Annotated in this window: 14 protein-coding genes; 3 read left to right on the forward strand and 11 right to left on the reverse strand. The window is 64.1% G+C overall.

Features of this window, described 5'->3' with window-relative positions; translation table 11 throughout:
* Positions 1–49 precede the first annotated feature (49 nt).
* Positions 50–3,475, reverse strand: a complete 3,426-nt coding sequence (gene putA / locus KUW62_RS13175) for a bifunctional proline dehydrogenase/L-glutamate gamma-semialdehyde dehydrogenase PutA (protein WP_224815928.1) — start codon at positions 3,473–3,475, stop codon at positions 50–52.
* Between the two features lie 123 nt (positions 3,476–3,598).
* Between putA and KUW62_RS13180 the strand changes: the two genes are divergently transcribed.
* From KUW62_RS13180 to KUW62_RS13190, 3 genes are all read left to right on the forward strand, one after another.
* On the forward strand, positions 3,599–4,078 hold the full coding sequence (locus KUW62_RS13180) for an Lrp/AsnC ligand binding domain-containing protein (RefSeq protein ID WP_224815929.1): 480 nt from the start codon (positions 3,599–3,601) through the stop codon (positions 4,076–4,078).
* 66 nt (positions 4,079–4,144) lie between these two features.
* A complete protein-coding gene (locus tag KUW62_RS13185; protein WP_224815930.1) occupies positions 4,145–5,362 on the forward strand; it encodes an FAD-binding oxidoreductase in 1,218 nt (405 codons plus the stop codon).
* Positions 5,363–5,375: 13 nt separating this feature from the next.
* The gene (locus KUW62_RS13190) at positions 5,376–6,203 is read left to right on the forward strand and encodes an NAD(P)-dependent oxidoreductase (protein ID WP_224815931.1); all 828 of its coding nucleotides are present in this window, start codon (positions 5,376–5,378) and stop codon (positions 6,201–6,203) included.
* A gap of 9 nt (positions 6,204–6,212) precedes the next feature.
* Here the strand turns inward: KUW62_RS13190 and KUW62_RS13195 are convergent, their stop codons facing one another.
* From KUW62_RS13195 to KUW62_RS13240, 10 genes are all read right to left on the reverse strand, one after another.
* Positions 6,213–7,358 (reverse strand): iron-containing alcohol dehydrogenase, encoded by a 1,146-nt coding sequence (locus tag KUW62_RS13195; RefSeq protein ID WP_224815932.1) that lies wholly within the window; start codon positions 7,356–7,358, stop codon positions 6,213–6,215.
* The gene (locus KUW62_RS13200; RefSeq protein ID WP_224815933.1) at positions 7,355–7,738 is read right to left on the reverse strand and encodes a VOC family protein; all 384 of its coding nucleotides are present in this window, start codon (positions 7,736–7,738) and stop codon (positions 7,355–7,357) included. The genes KUW62_RS13195 and KUW62_RS13200 overlap by 4 nt, the downstream gene beginning before the upstream one ends.
* Positions 7,735–9,111, reverse strand: coding sequence for a glutamine synthetase family protein (locus KUW62_RS13205; protein ID WP_224815934.1), 1,377 nt, complete (start codon positions 9,109–9,111; stop codon positions 7,735–7,737). The genes KUW62_RS13200 and KUW62_RS13205 overlap by 4 nt, the downstream gene beginning before the upstream one ends.
* A 138-nt stretch (positions 9,112–9,249) precedes the next feature.
* Entirely contained in the window at positions 9,250–10,083 is an 834-nt protein-coding gene (locus tag KUW62_RS13210) for a 3-keto-5-aminohexanoate cleavage protein (protein WP_224815935.1), read from the reverse strand.
* Positions 10,080–10,958, reverse strand: coding sequence for an intradiol ring-cleavage dioxygenase (locus KUW62_RS13215; RefSeq protein ID WP_224815936.1), 879 nt, complete (start codon positions 10,956–10,958; stop codon positions 10,080–10,082). The genes KUW62_RS13210 and KUW62_RS13215 overlap by 4 nt, the downstream gene beginning before the upstream one ends.
* A gap of 5 nt (positions 10,959–10,963) precedes the next feature.
* Positions 10,964–12,748 (reverse strand): FAD-dependent monooxygenase, encoded by a 1,785-nt coding sequence (locus KUW62_RS13220; protein WP_224815937.1) that lies wholly within the window; start codon positions 12,746–12,748, stop codon positions 10,964–10,966.
* Positions 12,749–12,750: 2 nt separating this feature from the next.
* Complete coding sequence (locus KUW62_RS13225; RefSeq protein ID WP_224815938.1) at positions 12,751–13,818, reverse strand: branched-chain amino acid ABC transporter permease; 1,068 nt, start codon at positions 13,816–13,818, stop codon at positions 12,751–12,753.
* Positions 13,818–14,681: a branched-chain amino acid ABC transporter permease gene (locus KUW62_RS13230; protein ID WP_224815939.1), complete on the reverse strand. Its 864-nt coding sequence runs from the start codon at positions 14,679–14,681 to the stop codon at positions 13,818–13,820. Before KUW62_RS13230 ends, KUW62_RS13225 begins: the two co-directional genes overlap by 1 nt.
* The gene (locus KUW62_RS13235; RefSeq protein ID WP_224815940.1) at positions 14,678–15,385 is read right to left on the reverse strand and encodes an ABC transporter ATP-binding protein; all 708 of its coding nucleotides are present in this window, start codon (positions 15,383–15,385) and stop codon (positions 14,678–14,680) included. The genes KUW62_RS13230 and KUW62_RS13235 overlap by 4 nt, the downstream gene beginning before the upstream one ends.
* A complete protein-coding gene (locus tag KUW62_RS13240) occupies positions 15,382–16,101 on the reverse strand; it encodes an ABC transporter ATP-binding protein (protein ID WP_224815941.1) in 720 nt (239 codons plus the stop codon). The genes KUW62_RS13235 and KUW62_RS13240 overlap by 4 nt, the downstream gene beginning before the upstream one ends.
* Positions 16,102–16,123: the final 22 nt, after the last annotated feature.

The following is a 16,123-nucleotide window of genomic DNA, read 5'->3' on the forward strand; positions in this document are numbered from 1 at the left end:
AGACGTGGTGAAGACCGCGCGGTGACGCCGCGCCGAAGAGGCCGGTCCATCACGCGACAGCCGCCAAGAGCGCCGCGTTGCCGCCCGCGGCGGTGGTGTCGATACAGGTGTGCCGTTCCAGGATCAGGCGGCGGGTCGGGTCGGCCTCCGTAATCAGGGGCAGGATCGGGCCGTCGCGCGCCGCCAATGCGGTACGGTAAGCGCTGGCAGTGTCGTCGTCGCCCCAATGGATCGCGGCTTCGAACGGCGGCAAGTCGGCGATGGCTTCCGGCGGCAGGTCCGGGGCGAGGGCCGGGGCGCATCCCGTGGCCGTGGCGAACCGGGCCTGCGCGCGCACCGCCGCCTCACCCGGGCCCAGGCACAGAACCCGGCCCCTCGGATGCGTGGTCAGCCGGTTCGTCTCCCCCGTCGGGCCCGGCAGGTCTTCGGTGCTCAGGACGCGCGGCGCGGCGATGGCGATGCGCAGATCACGCGCGGCCTCCTCGGGATCGCTTGCCGGACCGGGCGTACCCTCACCTTTTGCGGCCCGGGTAAACCGCGGCACGTAATGTGGCCCGCCCGCCTTGGGGCCAGTCCCCGACAGGCCCTGCCCCCCGAACGGCTGACTGCCCACGATTGCGCCGATCTGGTTGCGGTTCACATAAAGGTTGCCCGCCTGGACACGGCCCGTGACGTCGGCGATGCGGTCGTCGATGCGGGAATGGATGCCGAAGGTCAGGCCATAGCCGGTTGCGTTTACCTGATCGACCACGTTGTCAATTTGATCCGCCGCGAAAGTCGCCACATGCAGGACCGGGCCGAAGACTTCTTCTGCAAGATCGGCAATGCCGGAGATCCGGATAACGGTCGGTGCAATGAAGGATCCCTTCTCCGGCGCGCCCAGTTCGCGCAGCACCCGCCCGTCGGCCCGCGCCGTGTCGATATGTGCGGCAATGCGGTCCCGCGCCGCCTGATCTATGACCGGACCGATATCGGTTGCATGGGGCCATGCGGGGCCGATGCGCAGCTCCTCCATCGCGCCGTAGAGGGCCGTGAGGAAGGGTTCGGCCACATCCTCCTGCACATAGAGGCAGCGCAGGGCGGAGCAGCGTTGCCCCGCGGATTGGAACGCCGATTGGATCACGTCCTTCACCGCCTGTTCGGGCAGGGCGGTGCTGTCGACGATCATCGCGTTCAGCCCGCCGGTTTCCGCGATAAGCGGCGCAGAGGGGGCGAGGTTCGCGGCCATCGCCCGGTGAATGGCCTGTGCCGTCGCCGTGGACCCGGTGAAGGCGACCGCGTCGATCCGCGGGTCGGATGTGAGCGCGGCGCCGATTGTCGCCCCCTCCCCCGGCAAGAGATGTAGCGCAGTGTCCGGCACCCCGGCTTCGTGCAAAAGCGCAACCGCCCGCGCGGCGACCAGGGGCGTCGCCTCCGCCGGTTTGGCCAAGACGGCGTTTCCGGCCGCAAGGGCCGCGGCGATCTGACCGGTGAAGATGGCCAGCGGGAAATTCCACGGCGAGATACAGGTGACGCGGCCCAGTGGGGGATCGGTCAGATCGGCGATCCGCGCGGCGTAATAGCGCAGGAAATCGACCGCTTCGCGCAGTTCCGCCTCGCAATCGAGAAGCGTTTTTCCGGCCTCCCGCGCAAGCAGGGCAAAAAGCTCCGCCGCATGTGCTTCATAAAGATCGGCGGCGCGGTTCAGGATGGCGGCCCGGTCGGGTGCATCCCAAGGCGTGCTGGCGGCGATGGCGGCCCGTGCGCCGCCTGCCGTGGTCAGCGTGACATGGCCCACCAGATCATCCGGGTCGGCGGGGTTGCGAATGTCGTGCGTTGGACCGTCCGCCTGCGCCCCTGCCCCCATCGGCCCGGCCGTCCAGACGTGATCGCGGAACGGCGCGCGGGCGGCTTCGATCTGCGCCAGCGCCATGGGATCGCTCAGGTCATAGCCCTTGGAATTGATCCGCTCCGGCGCGTAGAGGGCGCTTGGCGGCGTCACAGCGTCCGGGGCCCGCCCCAGCAAGGTGAAGGGATCGGCTGCCACGTCTTCGGGGCGGACGCTTTCGTCCATGATCTGATGCACGAAGGATGAATTCGCGCCGTTTTCCAGCAGGCGGCGCACGAGGTAGGCCAGAAGGTCCCGGTGCGCGCCCACGGGCGCGTAGATCCGGCAGCGCGCGGCGTTGGACCGGCGCAATTGGTCGTGCAGGGCCTCACCCATCCCGTGCAGGCGTTGGAATTCGAACGTGTCTGGGTCATCGGCCATTTCCACCACGGCGGCGACCGTATGGGCGTTATGGGTGGCGAATTGCGGATAGATCCGGTCGGTCATCCCCAACAACTGCCGCGCGCAGGAGAGGTAGCTGACATCGGTTGCCGCCTTGTGGGTGAAGACGGGAAAATCCGGCAGACCCGCCACCTGTGCGCGCTTGATCTCCGTATCCCAATAGGCGCCTTTCACCAGCCGCACCATGATGCGACGGTCGAGCGTGTCGGCCAGCGCATAGAGCCAGTCGATCACCGGGGCCGCGCGTTTGCCATAGGCCTGCACCACCACCCCGAACCCGTCCCACCCGGCAAGGCTTTCGTGGCGCAGCACCGCCTCAATCACATCGAGCGACAGGTCCAGCCTGTCGGCCTCCTCCGCGTCCACGTTCAGGCCCATCCGCGCGGCCTTGGCCTGTTGGCACAGCTGCAAGAGGCGCGGCGCAAGCTCGGCCATCACGCGGTCGCGCTGCGATTCCTCGTAGCGGGGGAACAGGGCGGACAGCTTCACGGAAATGCCGGGGTTCTTCCGGATGTCCTCGTGTTTCGCGTGGCCCGAAAGGTGCGCGATGGAATCGGCATAGGCATCAAAAAACGCCTCCGCTTCTTCCGCCGTGACCGCCGCTTCGCCCAACATGTCATAGGAGAACGTGTAGCCCTGCGCGGCACGGTCCGCACCGCGGCGGACGGCCTGCTGGATCGTTTCACCCAGGACGAACTGGTTGCCCATCTCCTTCATGGCGCGGCGGGTGGCGGTGCGGATCACCGGCTCCCCCAACCGTTTCACGGCACCTTTCAGCGTCCCGGCAATGCCCGCACCATCCTCATCCGACAGGACCCGGCCCGTCAGCATCAGCGCCAAAGTGGAGGCATTGACGAGCGACGATTTGGAGCGGCCCCGATGGGCAGACCATTCGGCGGGGACGATTTTGTCCTCGATCAACGCGTCCACCGTTTCGTCATCTGGCACGCGCAGCAATGCCTCCGCCAGTCGCATCAGCGCCAACCCTTCGGAGGTCGACAGCCCGTATTCCGCCAAGAACACCTCCATCAATCCGCCGCGATCTTCTGCCCGTATCTCCGCCACCATGCGCGCCGCGCGGGTGGAGGCCGCTTTGCGCATTTCCGTGGGAATAGGGTGGCCGTCGATCAACCGGGAAAGCGCGCGCTCTTCCGGCTCCAGGTAAGCGGCGTGGATGGCTTGGCGGTGATCGGTCAGGCGGGACATGGCGAAAGCTCCGTCAGAATCGCGGCGATGCCTCAGACTAGCATTTTGCCGAAAGGCTGTTTGCCTGCAATCAGGCCGCTGGATAACATCATTTCCTGAAATGCCCACGGAGATTGGCCCAGGATGCCTTTGAATGCGCGTATCGACAGCCCACTTGACGCCGCCGATCTTCGGATCCTCAGCGTGCTTGCCCAAGACGGGCGTATCCCGGTGACGGAATTGGCGAACCGGGTCGGATTGTCCAAAACGCCCTGCCAGACCCGCATGAAGCGCCTTCAGGAACAGGGCTATATCCTTGGCTTCCGCGCGATCCTCAACCCCGCGCGCCTGGGCCTCGCCCATGTCGCCTTCGTGGAGGTCAAGCTCAGCGACACGCGCGAAGCCGCGCTGCGCGCCTTCAACGAGGCCGCCCGCGATGTGGCGGAGATCGAGCAGATCCACATGATCGCGGGGGCCTTCGACTACCTTCTTAAAGTGCGGTCCACCGATATCGGCGATTACCGGAAGATCCTGGGCGAGGTCATATCCCGCCTGCCCCATGTCGCGGCGACGTCCACCCACGTCTCAATGGAGGCGGTGAAGGACGAAATCGGGCGCGGGTAATCACAGGACTTGCGTTCAGGGATGGGACGGGCAAGCTGTCGTGCGGGACCGGGATGAGGGGGGATCATGGTCAAGGCGACATTCGATGCGAACCCGACACGCACAGCTTATGATGTGGTGGTTGTCGGCGGCGCGATCATGGGGTCGTCCACCGCGTGGTGGCTGACGGAAAACCCGGATTTCGATGGCACGGTGCTGGTGGTGGAGCGGGACCAATCCTATGAGAATTGCTCCACCGCGCACACGAATTCCTGCATGCGGCAGCAGTTTTCGACCGAATTGAACGTCCGTATCAGCCAGTTCGCCGCCGATTTTGTCACCAATATCCGGGAGCGCATGGGTGGGGACGACCGAATCCCCGACTTGCCGATCCGATCCTTCGGCTACCTCTACCTCGCCGATACCGAAGACTTCGCGAATGTCCTGCGCCAGAACATCAAAGTACAACACGCCGCCGGGGCCGCGACGGAGCTTCTGTCGCATGACGAGATCCTGTCGCGTTACCCGTTCTACAATGTGGACGACATCGTCCTAGGCTCCATCAACACAGTGAATGAGGGCTATTGGGACGGGGCCGCCGTCTTCGATTGGTGGAAAAGACAGGCGCGCGAACGCGGCGTGGAATACATCGCCAATGAAGTGGTGGCCATGACGCGCGGCGCGTCCGGCATCGAAAGCATCACTTTGGGAAGCGGAGAGGTCGTGGCCTGCGGACAGGTCGTCAATGCGTCGGGCCCCCGCGCCGCCGTGACGGCCCGGATGGCGGGGATCGACGTGCCGGTTGAGCCGCGCAAACGCTATACCTGGGTCTTCAAGGCGGAAACGCCGCTGGACCGTGACCTGCCGCTGACCATCGACCCGTCCGGTGTGCATTGTCGCGAAAACGGCGGCGGCACCTACCAGGCGGGCGGCCATGCAGACATCGACCCGGCGGTGGAGTTCGACGATTTCCGCATGGATCACAGCCTTTGGGAAACCCATGTCTGGCCAATCATCGCTACCCGCATTCCCGCCTTCGAGGCGGTGAAGGTGCAGGCGGAATGGGCCGGGCATTACGCGGTCAACACGCTTGACCACAACGCCATCCTCGGCCCGCATCCGGATGTGCCGAATTTCATCTTCCTCAATGGGTTTTCGGGCCACGGCCTGCAGCAGAGCCCTGCCATGGGCCGCGCAACCGCCGAATGGCTGACCTATGGTGAATACCGCACGCTTGATATGCGGCCGTTCGCCTATGAACGGATCGTCGCAAACGATCCCATTCTTGAAACCGCCGTGATCTGAAAGGCCCTTCGCCATGCTCAAGAAAATCGTTCTGACCGGGGCCGCGGGCCGTTGCGGCACCATCTTGCGGCCCGCCTTGGCCGCGATGTGTGAGGAGCTTGTGAGTTCCGACATCACCGACGACATCGGGGAGCTGGCGGCAAACGAGACCTACGTGAAGGCGGACCTTGCCGATCACGCGTCAATCGCCGCGTTGATGGACGGGGTGGAGATGGTCTGCCATTTCGGCGCGATCGTGGATGAAGGACCATTCGAGGAATTGCTCGGCCCCAATTTCATCGGGTCCTACAATGTCTGGGAAAGCGCGCAGAAGGCAGGCGCGCGGCGGATCATCTATGCCTCCTCCATCCACGCGGTCGGCATGCATCCCCGAAATTCTTGTATAGGAATTGACGCGGAGCACCGTCCCGACACGTTCTACGGCCTGGCCAAGTGCTTCACGGAGGATCTGGGCCGCATGTATTGGGAGAAGCGCGGGATCGAGAGCGTGCATCTGCGCATCCTGTCCTGCGCGCCGGTGAAGAACGCCCGCGCCCTTGGCACATGGCTGAGCGACGGGGACCTTGTGCATCTGGTCGAACGCGCCATCGACACGCCCACGACCGGGTTCAGCGTGATCTACGGAGTTTCCGCCAATGACCGCGCACCGGTGGACAATTCCAAGGCGGCCTATCTCGGCTATCGCCCGCGCGACAACGCAGAGCAGTTCGCGGAGGAGGTGCTGGCCAATGAGGGACCGAGCGACCCGACCGATCTGGCGCAGATGGTCCACGGTGGCCCGTTCGGAACGGTCCCGTTGGGTCAGGGCGGTGCAGCGGCGGCGGCCAAAGGCGACGATTAAAGGCGTGCCTCACATCGCGGCTGCGAAAAGTGCACGCATGTTTGCTTCGGTCAGGTCCACAGGGTTACCGCCACAGGACGGATCGCGGAGGGCCGCCGCCACAAGATCGTCGATCCGGTCCGCCGTCACCCCCATCTCTGCCAGCCCCTTCGGGATGCCGAAACGGGCGTTGAAATCGTCCACGAAGGCCCGGAACCCGGCAAACCCGCCCTCGATCCCAAGATAGCCCGCGGCGCTGTCAAACCGCGCGGCAATCTTGGGTGCGTTCAGGTCCAGCACGGCGGGCATGCAAACCGCGTTCGTCGTGCCGTGATGGGTGTTGAAGATGGCGCCCACGGGATGGCTCATGGCGTGGATCGCACCAAGGCCCTTCTGGAAGGCCGTGGCCCCCATCATCGCGGCGCTCATCATATGCGCGCGCGCCTCCAGATCCGCGCCGTCGTCATAGGCGCGGGGCAGGTTCTCGATCACCAGACGAATCCCTTCCAGCGCAATGCCTTGGGACATCGGATGATAATGGGGGCTGGAAAACGCCTCCACACAATGGGCGAAGGCATCCAGCCCGGTGCCCGCCGTGATCGCCTTGGGCATTCCGACGGTCAGTTCCGGGTCGCAGATCACAACGGACGGCAGGACCTTGGGGTGGAAGATGATCTTTTTCACATGGGTCGCGCTGTCGGTCAGGACGGAGGCGCGGCCAACTTCCGATCCGGTGCCCGCGGTGGTCGGCACCGCCACGATAGGCGCGATCCTTTCGGCATCGGCCCGCGTCCACCAATCGCCGATATCCTCAAAATCCCAGACCGGGCGCGATTGCCCCGCCATGAAGGCGACCATCTTGCCCAGGTCGAGGCCCGACCCCCCGCCAAACGCCACCACGCCGTCATGGTCGCCCATCCGGTAGGCCTCTATCCCGGCATTCAGGTTTTCCTCGGTCGGGTTGGCATCGACTTCCGCGAAAATCGCCCGGCCAAGGCGCGCTTCGGCAAGGCAATCCAGGGCAAGTGTGGTGATCGGCAAAGCGGCAAGGCCCCGGTCCGTCACCAGAAGCGGCCGGGTGATCCCTGCCTGTTCGCAGGCATCGGCCAATTCAGCAATGCGCCCGGCCCCGAACCGGATCGACGTGGGGTAGGAGAAGTTTGCCGTAAGGTTCATGGTCCCGACGCTCCGTCTTCGATGGCCTGACCCGCCATGAACAGGAACGGACCGTGGATCACATGAAATTCCCGCTGGTTATAGGGCCGGTCAAAGGGCGCGCGGTAATGGCCGTCTGGCAATTTCACGATCTCCGCCTGATGCGTGGCCCAGAGCGTGTCGACATCATCGCAATCAAGGTAGATGACGATCTGCCTGGCCGGGTCATGCATATCCGCATCGGGCGGCGCATTTATGAACCGCACAGCCCCCTGCCCGCTTTCGCAATAGGCATAGCCGTCGCTTCGGTAGGTCGTCTCGAACCCAAGGCAGTCGCGCATGAAGGCACAGGCCGCATTGATATCCCGGACCGGCAACAGGGCTGTCGCATCTCGGATCATGCCTTCTCGAACCCGCGCTTGATCTCGTAGTCGGTGACCGCCCGGTCAAATTCCTCGATCTCCCATTCCGCGGCCCGCGTGTAATGGTCGATGACGTCGTCCCCCATCGCATCGCGCAACATCGTGGAGCCGTTCATCGCGTCCCGCGCGTCCCTCAGCGTGCGAGGGATATGGCCCCCCTCCTTTGCCGCTGCATCCTTGCCGTAGGCGTCGCCGTCGAACGGATCGGGCAGGCTCAATTCCTCCTCGATCCCGGCAAGGCCAGCGGCCAGCACGGCAGGCAGCCCCAGATAGGGGTTCATGTCCGAGCCGGGGATACGGCATTCCACGCGGATACCCGCCGTCCCCTCCCCCACCAACCGGAATGCGGCGGTGCGGTTGTCGATGGCCCAGACGATCTGCGTCGGCGCGAAGGTCCCCTTCGCGAATCGCTTGTAGCTGTTGATGTAGGGCGCGAGGAAACAGGTGATGTCGGAGGCGTACTTCAACAGGCCCGCCATGTAGTGATCCATCATCCGCGACTTACCCATCGGACGGTCGGGATCGGCGAATGCATTCTCGCCATCCCTGAAAAGCGATTGGTGAATATGGGCCGCGGAGCCGACGCTGTCTTGGCTGAGCTTGGGCAGGAAGGTCGCCGCATAGCCGTTGAGATGCGCGATCTCCTTGACGCCGTGCTTGGCAAGCGTGTGGTGATCGGCGCAGGCCAGCGCGTCCGCGTACCTTATGTTCAGCTCTTCCTGCCCGGCCTCCGCCTCCCCCTTGGAGCCTTCGACCGGTATGCCCATCGCGCGCAAATGGTTGCGGATCGGGCGCATCACCGGTTCTTCCTTGGTGGTCTGGAAGATGCTGTAATCCTCGTTGTAGTGGCTGATCGGGCGCATATCGCGAAAGTTTGCATCGGCGATCTGATCATGGGTGCCGTGGAACAGGAAGAACTCCAGCTCCGTCGCCATCACGGGAGACAGCCCCATCGCCTTGGCGCGGTTCACCTGCTGCTTGAGCATCTCGCGCGGCGAATGAGGCACCGGCGCGTGGGTGAGGTGGTCGAGGACATCGCAGAGCACCATCGCGGTTCCATCGAGCCACGGCACGGGGCGCAAGGTGGAGAGATCCGGGCGCAGCGTGAAATCGCCGTATCCCCGCGCCCACGAGGCCGAAGCGTATCCCTCCGGCGTCGCCATTTCGAGGTCTGTCGCCAGCAGGTAATTGCAACAATGCGTCTCCCCCTCCGCGATGTCGAGAAACGCTTCGGCCTGGAACCGCTTGCCCGCCAGCCGTCCCTGCATGTCCACGATACAGACCAGGACCGTGTCGATCGCACCGGACGCGATCTGCTGCTTCAAGGCGTCGAAATCGTAGTCGAATTGCATGTCGGATAGGCCTCATCGAAGTCCACACGGAACCACGGCCCCGCCTGCGGCCATCTTCATCCCAATCGGGGCGGGATGTCCAACAATCTGCCGCGCGCCGGACAGCAATATCAGCTTCCGTTCGGGCGTGTTGCGGCGCTAGGGCGCGCGCAGGCCCAGGATCGCGCGCGCCTGTTGCCAGGTGGCGACGGGGCGCTCATTGCGGGCGCAGATCTCTGCCGTGCGGGCGACCAGGGCCGCGTTGGACGGCGCAAGCGTGGTCTTGTCGAGCCGCACGTTATCCTCCAGCCCCGTCCGCGCATGGCCGCCCGCCGCAATCGCCCATTCGTTCAGCACGATCTGGCTCGCCCCGATCCCCGCCGCACACCACGGCGCGTCGGCCCCGAAGAGGCGCGCGTGGGTCTTCACGTAGAAATCGAAGACATCCCGGTCGGCGGGCATCGCGTTCTTCACCCCCATCACGAACTGCACGTAGGGCGTTCCGGCCAGCTTGCCCTGGTCGGCCATCCCCTTGGCGTGCAGGATATGGCTCAGGTCGAAGGCCTCCACCTCCGGCTTCACGCCGTGCTCCAGCATCTCCGCGGCCAGCCAATCCACCAGGTCGGGCGGGTTCTCGTAGACGCGGGTCGGGAAATTGTTGGAGCCCACCGACAGCGACGCCATGTCGGGTTCGAGCGGCAGCATCCCGCCGCGTTCCCGGCCCGCACCGGACCGCCCGCCGGTCGACAGCTGGATGATCATGCCGGGGCAGTGTTTTTCCACGCCCTCCTTCAGGGCCGCGAATTTCTCGGGATCGGAACTGGGCGTCTCGTCGGGGTTGCGCACATGGGCATGCACGATGCTCGCGCCCGCCTCGAAGGCCTCCTGGGTGCTCTCGATCTGCTCGGACACGCTGATCGGCACCGCCGGATTGTCCGCCTTGCGCGGCAGCGAGCCGGTGATCGCCACGCAGATGATGCAGGGGGCGGTCATGGCCGGGCCAGGACAAAATCGTGCTCGACCAGATAGAACGGACCGTCGAAACCGGCTTCCGCAATCGCCGCGGGATCCTCGATCAGGTCGAACTTGGCCATCAGGCTGGCTTTCACCCCGAAGACGCTGTCGGAATGGATGTAGGGATCGTCCGGATCGAAAATGTGCGTTGTCAGGCTTTCGAACCCATCCGCTTCGAGGATGTAATGGAAATGCGCCGGGCGGTACGGGTGTCGCCCCAACTTGCCCAGAAGCTGACCCACCGGACCGTCATCGGGGATCGGGTAGAATTTCGGCTTCACCGCGCGGAAGCTATAGACCCCGTCCGCGCCGGTCCGGAACACGCCGCGGAGGTTGAAATCGGGCTGAATGCCCTTCTGTTGCACATCGTAAAAGCCTTCGTCATTTGCCTGCCAGACGTCGATCTTGGTGCCGTCGATGGGATTGCCGTCAATGTCGAGGATGCGGCCGCGCACCAGCATCGGCTCCCCCTTGCCATCTAGACAGATGTTGGTGCCCATCGGCAATTCCGGCGCATCGGCCACGTGGAATGGTCCCAACACCGTCGATTCAGACGCGCCGGAGGGTTTGCGGTTGTTGATCGCGTCGACCAGCATCGACACGCCCATCACATCCGAGAGCAAGATGAATTCCTGCCGCCAGTCGTCGCACATATGCCCGGTTCGGGTCAGGAACATGACGGTCTCGAACCATTCCTCCTGGGTGGGCTCGATCTCCTTGATGGCGGCGTGGATGTGGCGCACCAGGATGTTGACGCTGTCGCGCAGGCGCGCGTCCTTGGCGTCCGCGTTACGTGCGGCGACCACGTCGGCGCTGTTTTCCTCGGTGAAATATCCGTCGTTCTGTATCGTCATCGCGCTCACTCCGCCGCCATGGCGGCGCCATCGCCGCGCCCGAGGATAAATGTCAGGACCCGGCGCAGGTCAGCGGTCGGATCCTCAGTCAGGTCTTCGGCCCGCCACGCCACGTGGTGGTCGGGCCGCACGAGGATGCAGCCTGTATCGTTGATCTCGCTCGCGCGCGCCCAATCGCCGGTGTGATCCACGTGGTCCCGGCGCGGCCCGATGACATGGACGTTGATGGGAAGTCCGAATTCGGCGCCAACACTTCGCGCTGCGTCGGCCCACGCCTCCCCACCCGGCCCGGTCAGAAGGGAGAACGCCCCGTGCCCGCACAGATCGAGGGTGGAGACTTTGTCGCCCGTATGGTGATCGAAGACCCAGACATGGGGCAGTCGCGCGCCCGGCCAGGTGGTGGGCTGGTAATGCAATTCGGCATCCAGCTCGAAAGCCGGTTCCATCTGCCCATCGGTAACGATCGCGTCAGAGCGGTAACGCTGGTTCATCTCGACCCCGTGCGCGTCGAACTCGTATTTCTTGAAGGCGATCGCTTCCCGGATCGCCTCTCGCTGCGCGGCGGATTCCGGGGTGGGATCGCAGCGCGCGTCCATGTTGGCCTGGATGACCTCATGATCCGAACCGCCTGTCATGCCGAGCGCATTGAAGATCGGGCCGAACTCGCCGATGGATTGGTTTGCCCGCGTCACGATCTGCTTGGCGACCGGTGCGCGTTCGTCCGAATAGCTTTCCAGCAGCGCCGGGCTGGCTTGCCCCTTGAGGACCGCGGCCAATTTCCACGCAAGGTTGAAGCCATCCTGGATCGACGTGTTCGACCCCAGACCGTTCGACGGCGGATGCCTGTGGGCCGCGTCGCCCATGATGAAAACGCGGTCCCTCTGCATGTGTGTTGCGTACATGTTGTTGACCGTCCAGGTATTCGCCGTCAGCAGCTCGATCTCCAGCTCCGGGTCGCCGACAAGCTGCCGCGCCACCTGTGTCGCGAGCGCCTCATCCACGACCGGCGGTTCCTCGTTGATGTCATAGCCCCAGACGATCAACCACTCGTTCCAGGGCCGGACCATCCGTACCAATCCCATGCCGATCCCGCCTACGTCGGAGCCCGGCTGCATCACCCAGTAAAGCACGCTTGGCCGGTGGGCGACGTATTTGGAAAGGTCTGCGCGAAAGACGATATTCATCGACCCGCCGACACCCATCTGTCCCTCGAAGGGCAGGTTCTCATGGTCTGCCACAAGCGAATTGCCACCATCCGCCCCGACCAGGTATTTCGACCGGATCTCGAATTCGCGACCCGACAGGCGGTCGCGGCACGTCGTTGTCACGCCATCTGTATCCTGCACGTGGCTCAGATACTCGGTGCTCATCCGGGCCTGCGTGCCGCGCTTGCACGCCGTGCCGAACAAGATCGGCTCCATGAAGGTTTGTGGCAGATCGTTCATCATCGTCGGGCTGCTGAGCAGATGCTCGGCCTTGCTGAGCGGATGGTTGCCCCAGCTTTTCATCCGCCCGATCTCTTCCCCCGCCAGGCTTTCGCAAAACACGTTTTCGCCCATCAGGTCCTGGTGGGCGGCGTGCATGTAGGCCTCGTCCTCCACCTCGCGGCCCAGATCGCGCAGCACTTCCATCGTGCGCTGGTTGGTGATGTGGGCGCGCGGTGTGTTGGCCAGCCACCGGTAGCGGTTGATGGCCATGTTCTCGATCCCGTAGGAGGACAGCAGCGCCGCAGTGACCGAGCCCGCGGGGCCGGTGCCGATAATCAACACGTCAGTTTCGATTTCAGCCATGATTAATCCTCCTTCAGGGATCCGCCGCTCAAACGACGACGGACGGGAAACAGTTGAATGCCGGTCTTGTCAGTGATGAGACCCCAGATCCCGCGGGGTGCCACAAGCATGACGACGATGCCGATGATGCCGAGCGTAAACAGATACCAGGAGCCGTAATCGGCCAGCAGGGATTGCAGCAGGAAGAAGACGATCACGCCGATGATCGGCCCCTCGATCGTGCCGATCCCGCCGATGATGACGATGAAGAGCACGTAGGCGGTCCAGTCGGTGACGCTGAAGGCCGCATCGGGGCTGATCCGCGCCTTCTGGACGTAGATCAAGGCGCCCGCCAAACCGGTGCCGAAGGCGGAGGTCAAGAAGACCACCCATTTCATCCGTCCCGCGTCCACGCCCACGGATCGCGCCGCCTCCGGATTGTCGCGCACGGCCGAGAGCGCGAGGCCCCGCTTGGACCGCAGAAGTGCGTAAATCGCGGCAATGGTCGCGGCGGCCAGCGCAAGGGCAAGCCAGTAGGTCAGGATATCCCGCGCGGCGGAATTGCGAACGTCGAACAATGCAGCGACCCATTCCGTCGCCCACATCTCCCGCGTGGCCGAGCGCGGAAGCGACGTACCTGTCCCGCCTCCCAAGGCCTGCACCTGCGCCATGATGAGGCGCATAACTTCTGCGATGACCCAGGTGCCGATGGCGAAGTATGGACCTTGCAGACGGAAGGCGAAGAATGCCGTTGGCACCGCCACGACGAGCGCGGCCCCGCCCCCCAGGAGGATCGCCGGGATCGGATCGACACCGGCCAGGATCACGCCGCCGAACATGGCATAGGCGCCCATCCCCACAAAGGCCTGCTGACCGATGGAAACAAGGCCACCGTAGCCCGCCAGAAGGTTCCAGAACTGTGCCAGAACCAGCATCGTGAGAATGAAGAACAGGTCCTGGATCAGGCCGCGCCCGGCGAAAAACGGCAAGAACACGAGCAGCGTGACCAACGCCACCGCTGCGACCGCCGTGATCTGCGACGCGCGGGTGTGGGTGGATACGATGTAAGCGGGTTGGGATGTATCGGTCATCAGTCAACGGCCCTCGGAAACAGGCCCCTCGGGCGGACCAGAAGAACAAGCAAGAAGGCGACGTGCCCTGCAAGGATCTGCCATTCGGGATTGATCGCCGCGCCGACCGTCTGGGCGAGGCCGATGATGATCCCGCCGGCCAACGTCCCCCACAGGCTGCCAAGCCCGCCGATAATCACGGCCTGGAACGCGTAGATCAGACGCGCCGGCCCGACGGAGGGGTCGAAATTCGATCGCATCCCGAGGTAAAGCGCCGCCAGTGTCACGACCAGCATCGAGATGCCCGTGGCCTTTGCGAAGATGTTTCCAGGCTTGATCCCCATCAGGCTCGCCGTCGTCGGATCGTCCGAGGTCGCGCGGAAGGCGCGGCCAAGCTCCGTGCGATAGAACAGCTGGTTCAGGCCCACGATGACCGCAACCGCCGAGCCAAAGGTCAGAAACGGCAGGACGCCCACGTTGATTACGCCCAGATCAAGGGACGCCGTCGAAATCGCGCCGGTCGGAAGCCGCTGGCTGTCGGCAGTGAAGCCTTCCAGCAGCGCGTTCTGAAGCGCGATGGACAGGCCGAACGTCACCAGAAGCGGCGGCAGGATGTCGGTGCCGAGGGTCCGGTTCAGCAGGTGCTTCTGCAATCCCCATCCGATCAGATACATCACCGGGGCGGCAATGGCGGCGGCCACGAACGGCGACAGGCCCAAAAGCGTGACCAGAAGCAGAATGAGGTAGGCCGCCATCACGATGAGATCGCCATGGGCAAGGTTCACCAGCCGCATGATTCCGAAGACGAGGCTCAAGCCCGCCGCGAAAAGGGCATAGAGCCCACCCAACAGCACGCCCTGCACGAATGTATCAATCCAGATCATGCGCCCACTCCGAAATAGGCCGCGTGAATGTCCGCGCGGCTGAGGCCCTCGGGCGTGCCATCCAGCGTCACGCGGCCCTCCATCATGCAATAGACCCGGTCGGCGACTTTCATCGCCTGCCCGATATCCTGCTCGACCACGACAAGGCTGGCGCCGCTTTCCTGGATTTTCGGGACCGCCGCGTAGATGTCCTTGATGACAACGGGGGCGAGGCCGAGGCTGATCTCGTCACAAAGCAGCACCTTGGGGTTCGACATCAGCGCGCGGCCGATCGCCACCATCTGCTGCTGCCCGCCCGAGAGGGCCGTGCCGGGATTGTGCCGCCGTTCGGCCAGGATCGGGAAGAGGTCATAGATTGCGTCGAGCGACCAATGGCCCGGCACCTTGCGGCCATAGGTGCCGATCAAGAGGTTCTCTTCCACGCTCAACGACGGGAACAGCCGTCGCCCCTCCGGCACCATGGCGAGGCCGAGGGGAAGAATTTCGTCGGCACTCATCCCGCCGATCTGCTGGCCGTCCAGTGTGATCATCTCGGGCGCATTCCTCAATACGCCCGAAAGCGAACGCATGAGCGTTGTCTTGCCCGCGCCATTCGCGCCGATGATCGCGACCGTCTCTTCCTCGCTCAGGGTGATATCCACACCGAACAGCGCCTGAAAATCCCCGTAATGGGCGGTCAATCCATGGGTCGAAAGCAGGCTCATACCTCGATCCCCAGATAAATCTCGCGCACGTCCTGCCGCGCCATGATCTCGTCCGGGGCACCGATACCGATGACCTTGCCGAAATCGAGCACAAGCAATCGTTCGACCACGCGGGTCAGCGCATGGAGCACGTGCTCGATCCAGATGATCGTCACGCCGCGTGCGTGAACCGACTTGATCGTGTCGATGAGCGCGATGCACTCCCCTTCCGTCAGTCCGCCCGCGATCTCATCGAGCAAGAGCAACTTGGGGTCGGTGGCCAGCGCACGGGCCATCTCCAACCGTTTGCGTTGCAGAAGCGACAGGCCCGCCGCCGGATTGTTGGCGACCGGCAAAAGCTCCGTCTGTTCAAGGATTTCTGCGCAGGCCTGCTGCACTTCTGCCTGGCCCATGTTCCGGCCATGCATCGCCGCGACCAGAAGGTTCTCGAACACCGTCAAATTGTCGAAAGGCTGTGGGATCTGGAACGACCGACCGACACCGGCGAAACAACGCTGCATCGCCGCGACCCGCGTCACGTCTTGCCCCTCGAAATGCACCGACCCGCTGTCGGGTGAGAGATTGCCGGTGATCAGGTTGAAAAGCGTCGATTTGCCCGCGCCATTGGGCCCGATGATACCAAGCGCCTGGCCCTGCGGGACATCGAAGCTGACATCGTCGGTCACCTTCAATTGCCCGAAGCTTTTCGACACGTTCCTGAGTTCGAGGATGGACATGAATTGCTCCTGCCGGGGCGTT

Origin of the sequence: Hasllibacter sp. MH4015 (assembly GCF_020177575.1) — a bacterium.
Lineage (GTDB): Bacteria > Pseudomonadota > Alphaproteobacteria > Rhodobacterales > Rhodobacteraceae > Gymnodinialimonas.

Coding starts and splice junctions, on each gene's coding strand:
- KUW62_RS13180 (WP_224815929.1), top strand. CDS start 3,599: ATGCCTTTGAATGCGCGTATCGACAGCCCACTTGACGCCGCCGATCTT.
- KUW62_RS13190 (WP_224815931.1), top strand. CDS start 5,376: ATGCTCAAGAAAATCGTTCTGACCGGGGCCGCGGGCCGTTGCGGCACC.
- KUW62_RS13240 (WP_224815941.1), bottom strand. CDS start 16,101: ATGTCCATCCTCGAACTCAGGAACGTGTCGAAAAGCTTCGGGCAATTG.
- KUW62_RS13185 (WP_224815930.1), top strand. CDS start 4,145: ATGGTCAAGGCGACATTCGATGCGAACCCGACACGCACAGCTTATGAT.
- KUW62_RS13200 (WP_224815933.1), bottom strand. CDS start 7,738: ATGATCCGAGATGCGACAGCCCTGTTGCCGGTCCGGGATATCAATGCG.
- KUW62_RS13225 (WP_224815938.1), bottom strand. CDS start 13,818: ATGACCGATACATCCCAACCCGCTTACATCGTATCCACCCACACCCGC.
- KUW62_RS13205 (WP_224815934.1), bottom strand. CDS start 9,111: ATGCAATTCGACTACGATTTCGACGCCTTGAAGCAGCAGATCGCGTCC.
- KUW62_RS13220 (WP_224815937.1), bottom strand. CDS start 12,748: ATGGCTGAAATCGAAACTGACGTGTTGATTATCGGCACCGGCCCCGCG.
- KUW62_RS13235 (WP_224815940.1), bottom strand. CDS start 15,385: ATGAGCCTGCTTTCGACCCATGGATTGACCGCCCATTACGGGGATTTT.
- KUW62_RS13195 (WP_224815932.1), bottom strand. CDS start 7,358: ATGAACCTTACGGCAAACTTCTCCTACCCCACGTCGATCCGGTTCGGG.
- KUW62_RS13215 (WP_224815936.1), bottom strand. CDS start 10,958: ATGACGATACAGAACGACGGATATTTCACCGAGGAAAACAGCGCCGAC.
- KUW62_RS13230 (WP_224815939.1), bottom strand. CDS start 14,681: ATGATCTGGATTGATACATTCGTGCAGGGCGTGCTGTTGGGTGGGCTC.
- putA (WP_224815928.1), bottom strand. CDS start 3,475: ATGTCCCGCCTGACCGATCACCGCCAAGCCATCCACGCCGCTTACCTG.
- KUW62_RS13210 (WP_224815935.1), bottom strand. CDS start 10,083: ATGACCGCCCCCTGCATCATCTGCGTGGCGATCACCGGCTCGCTGCCG.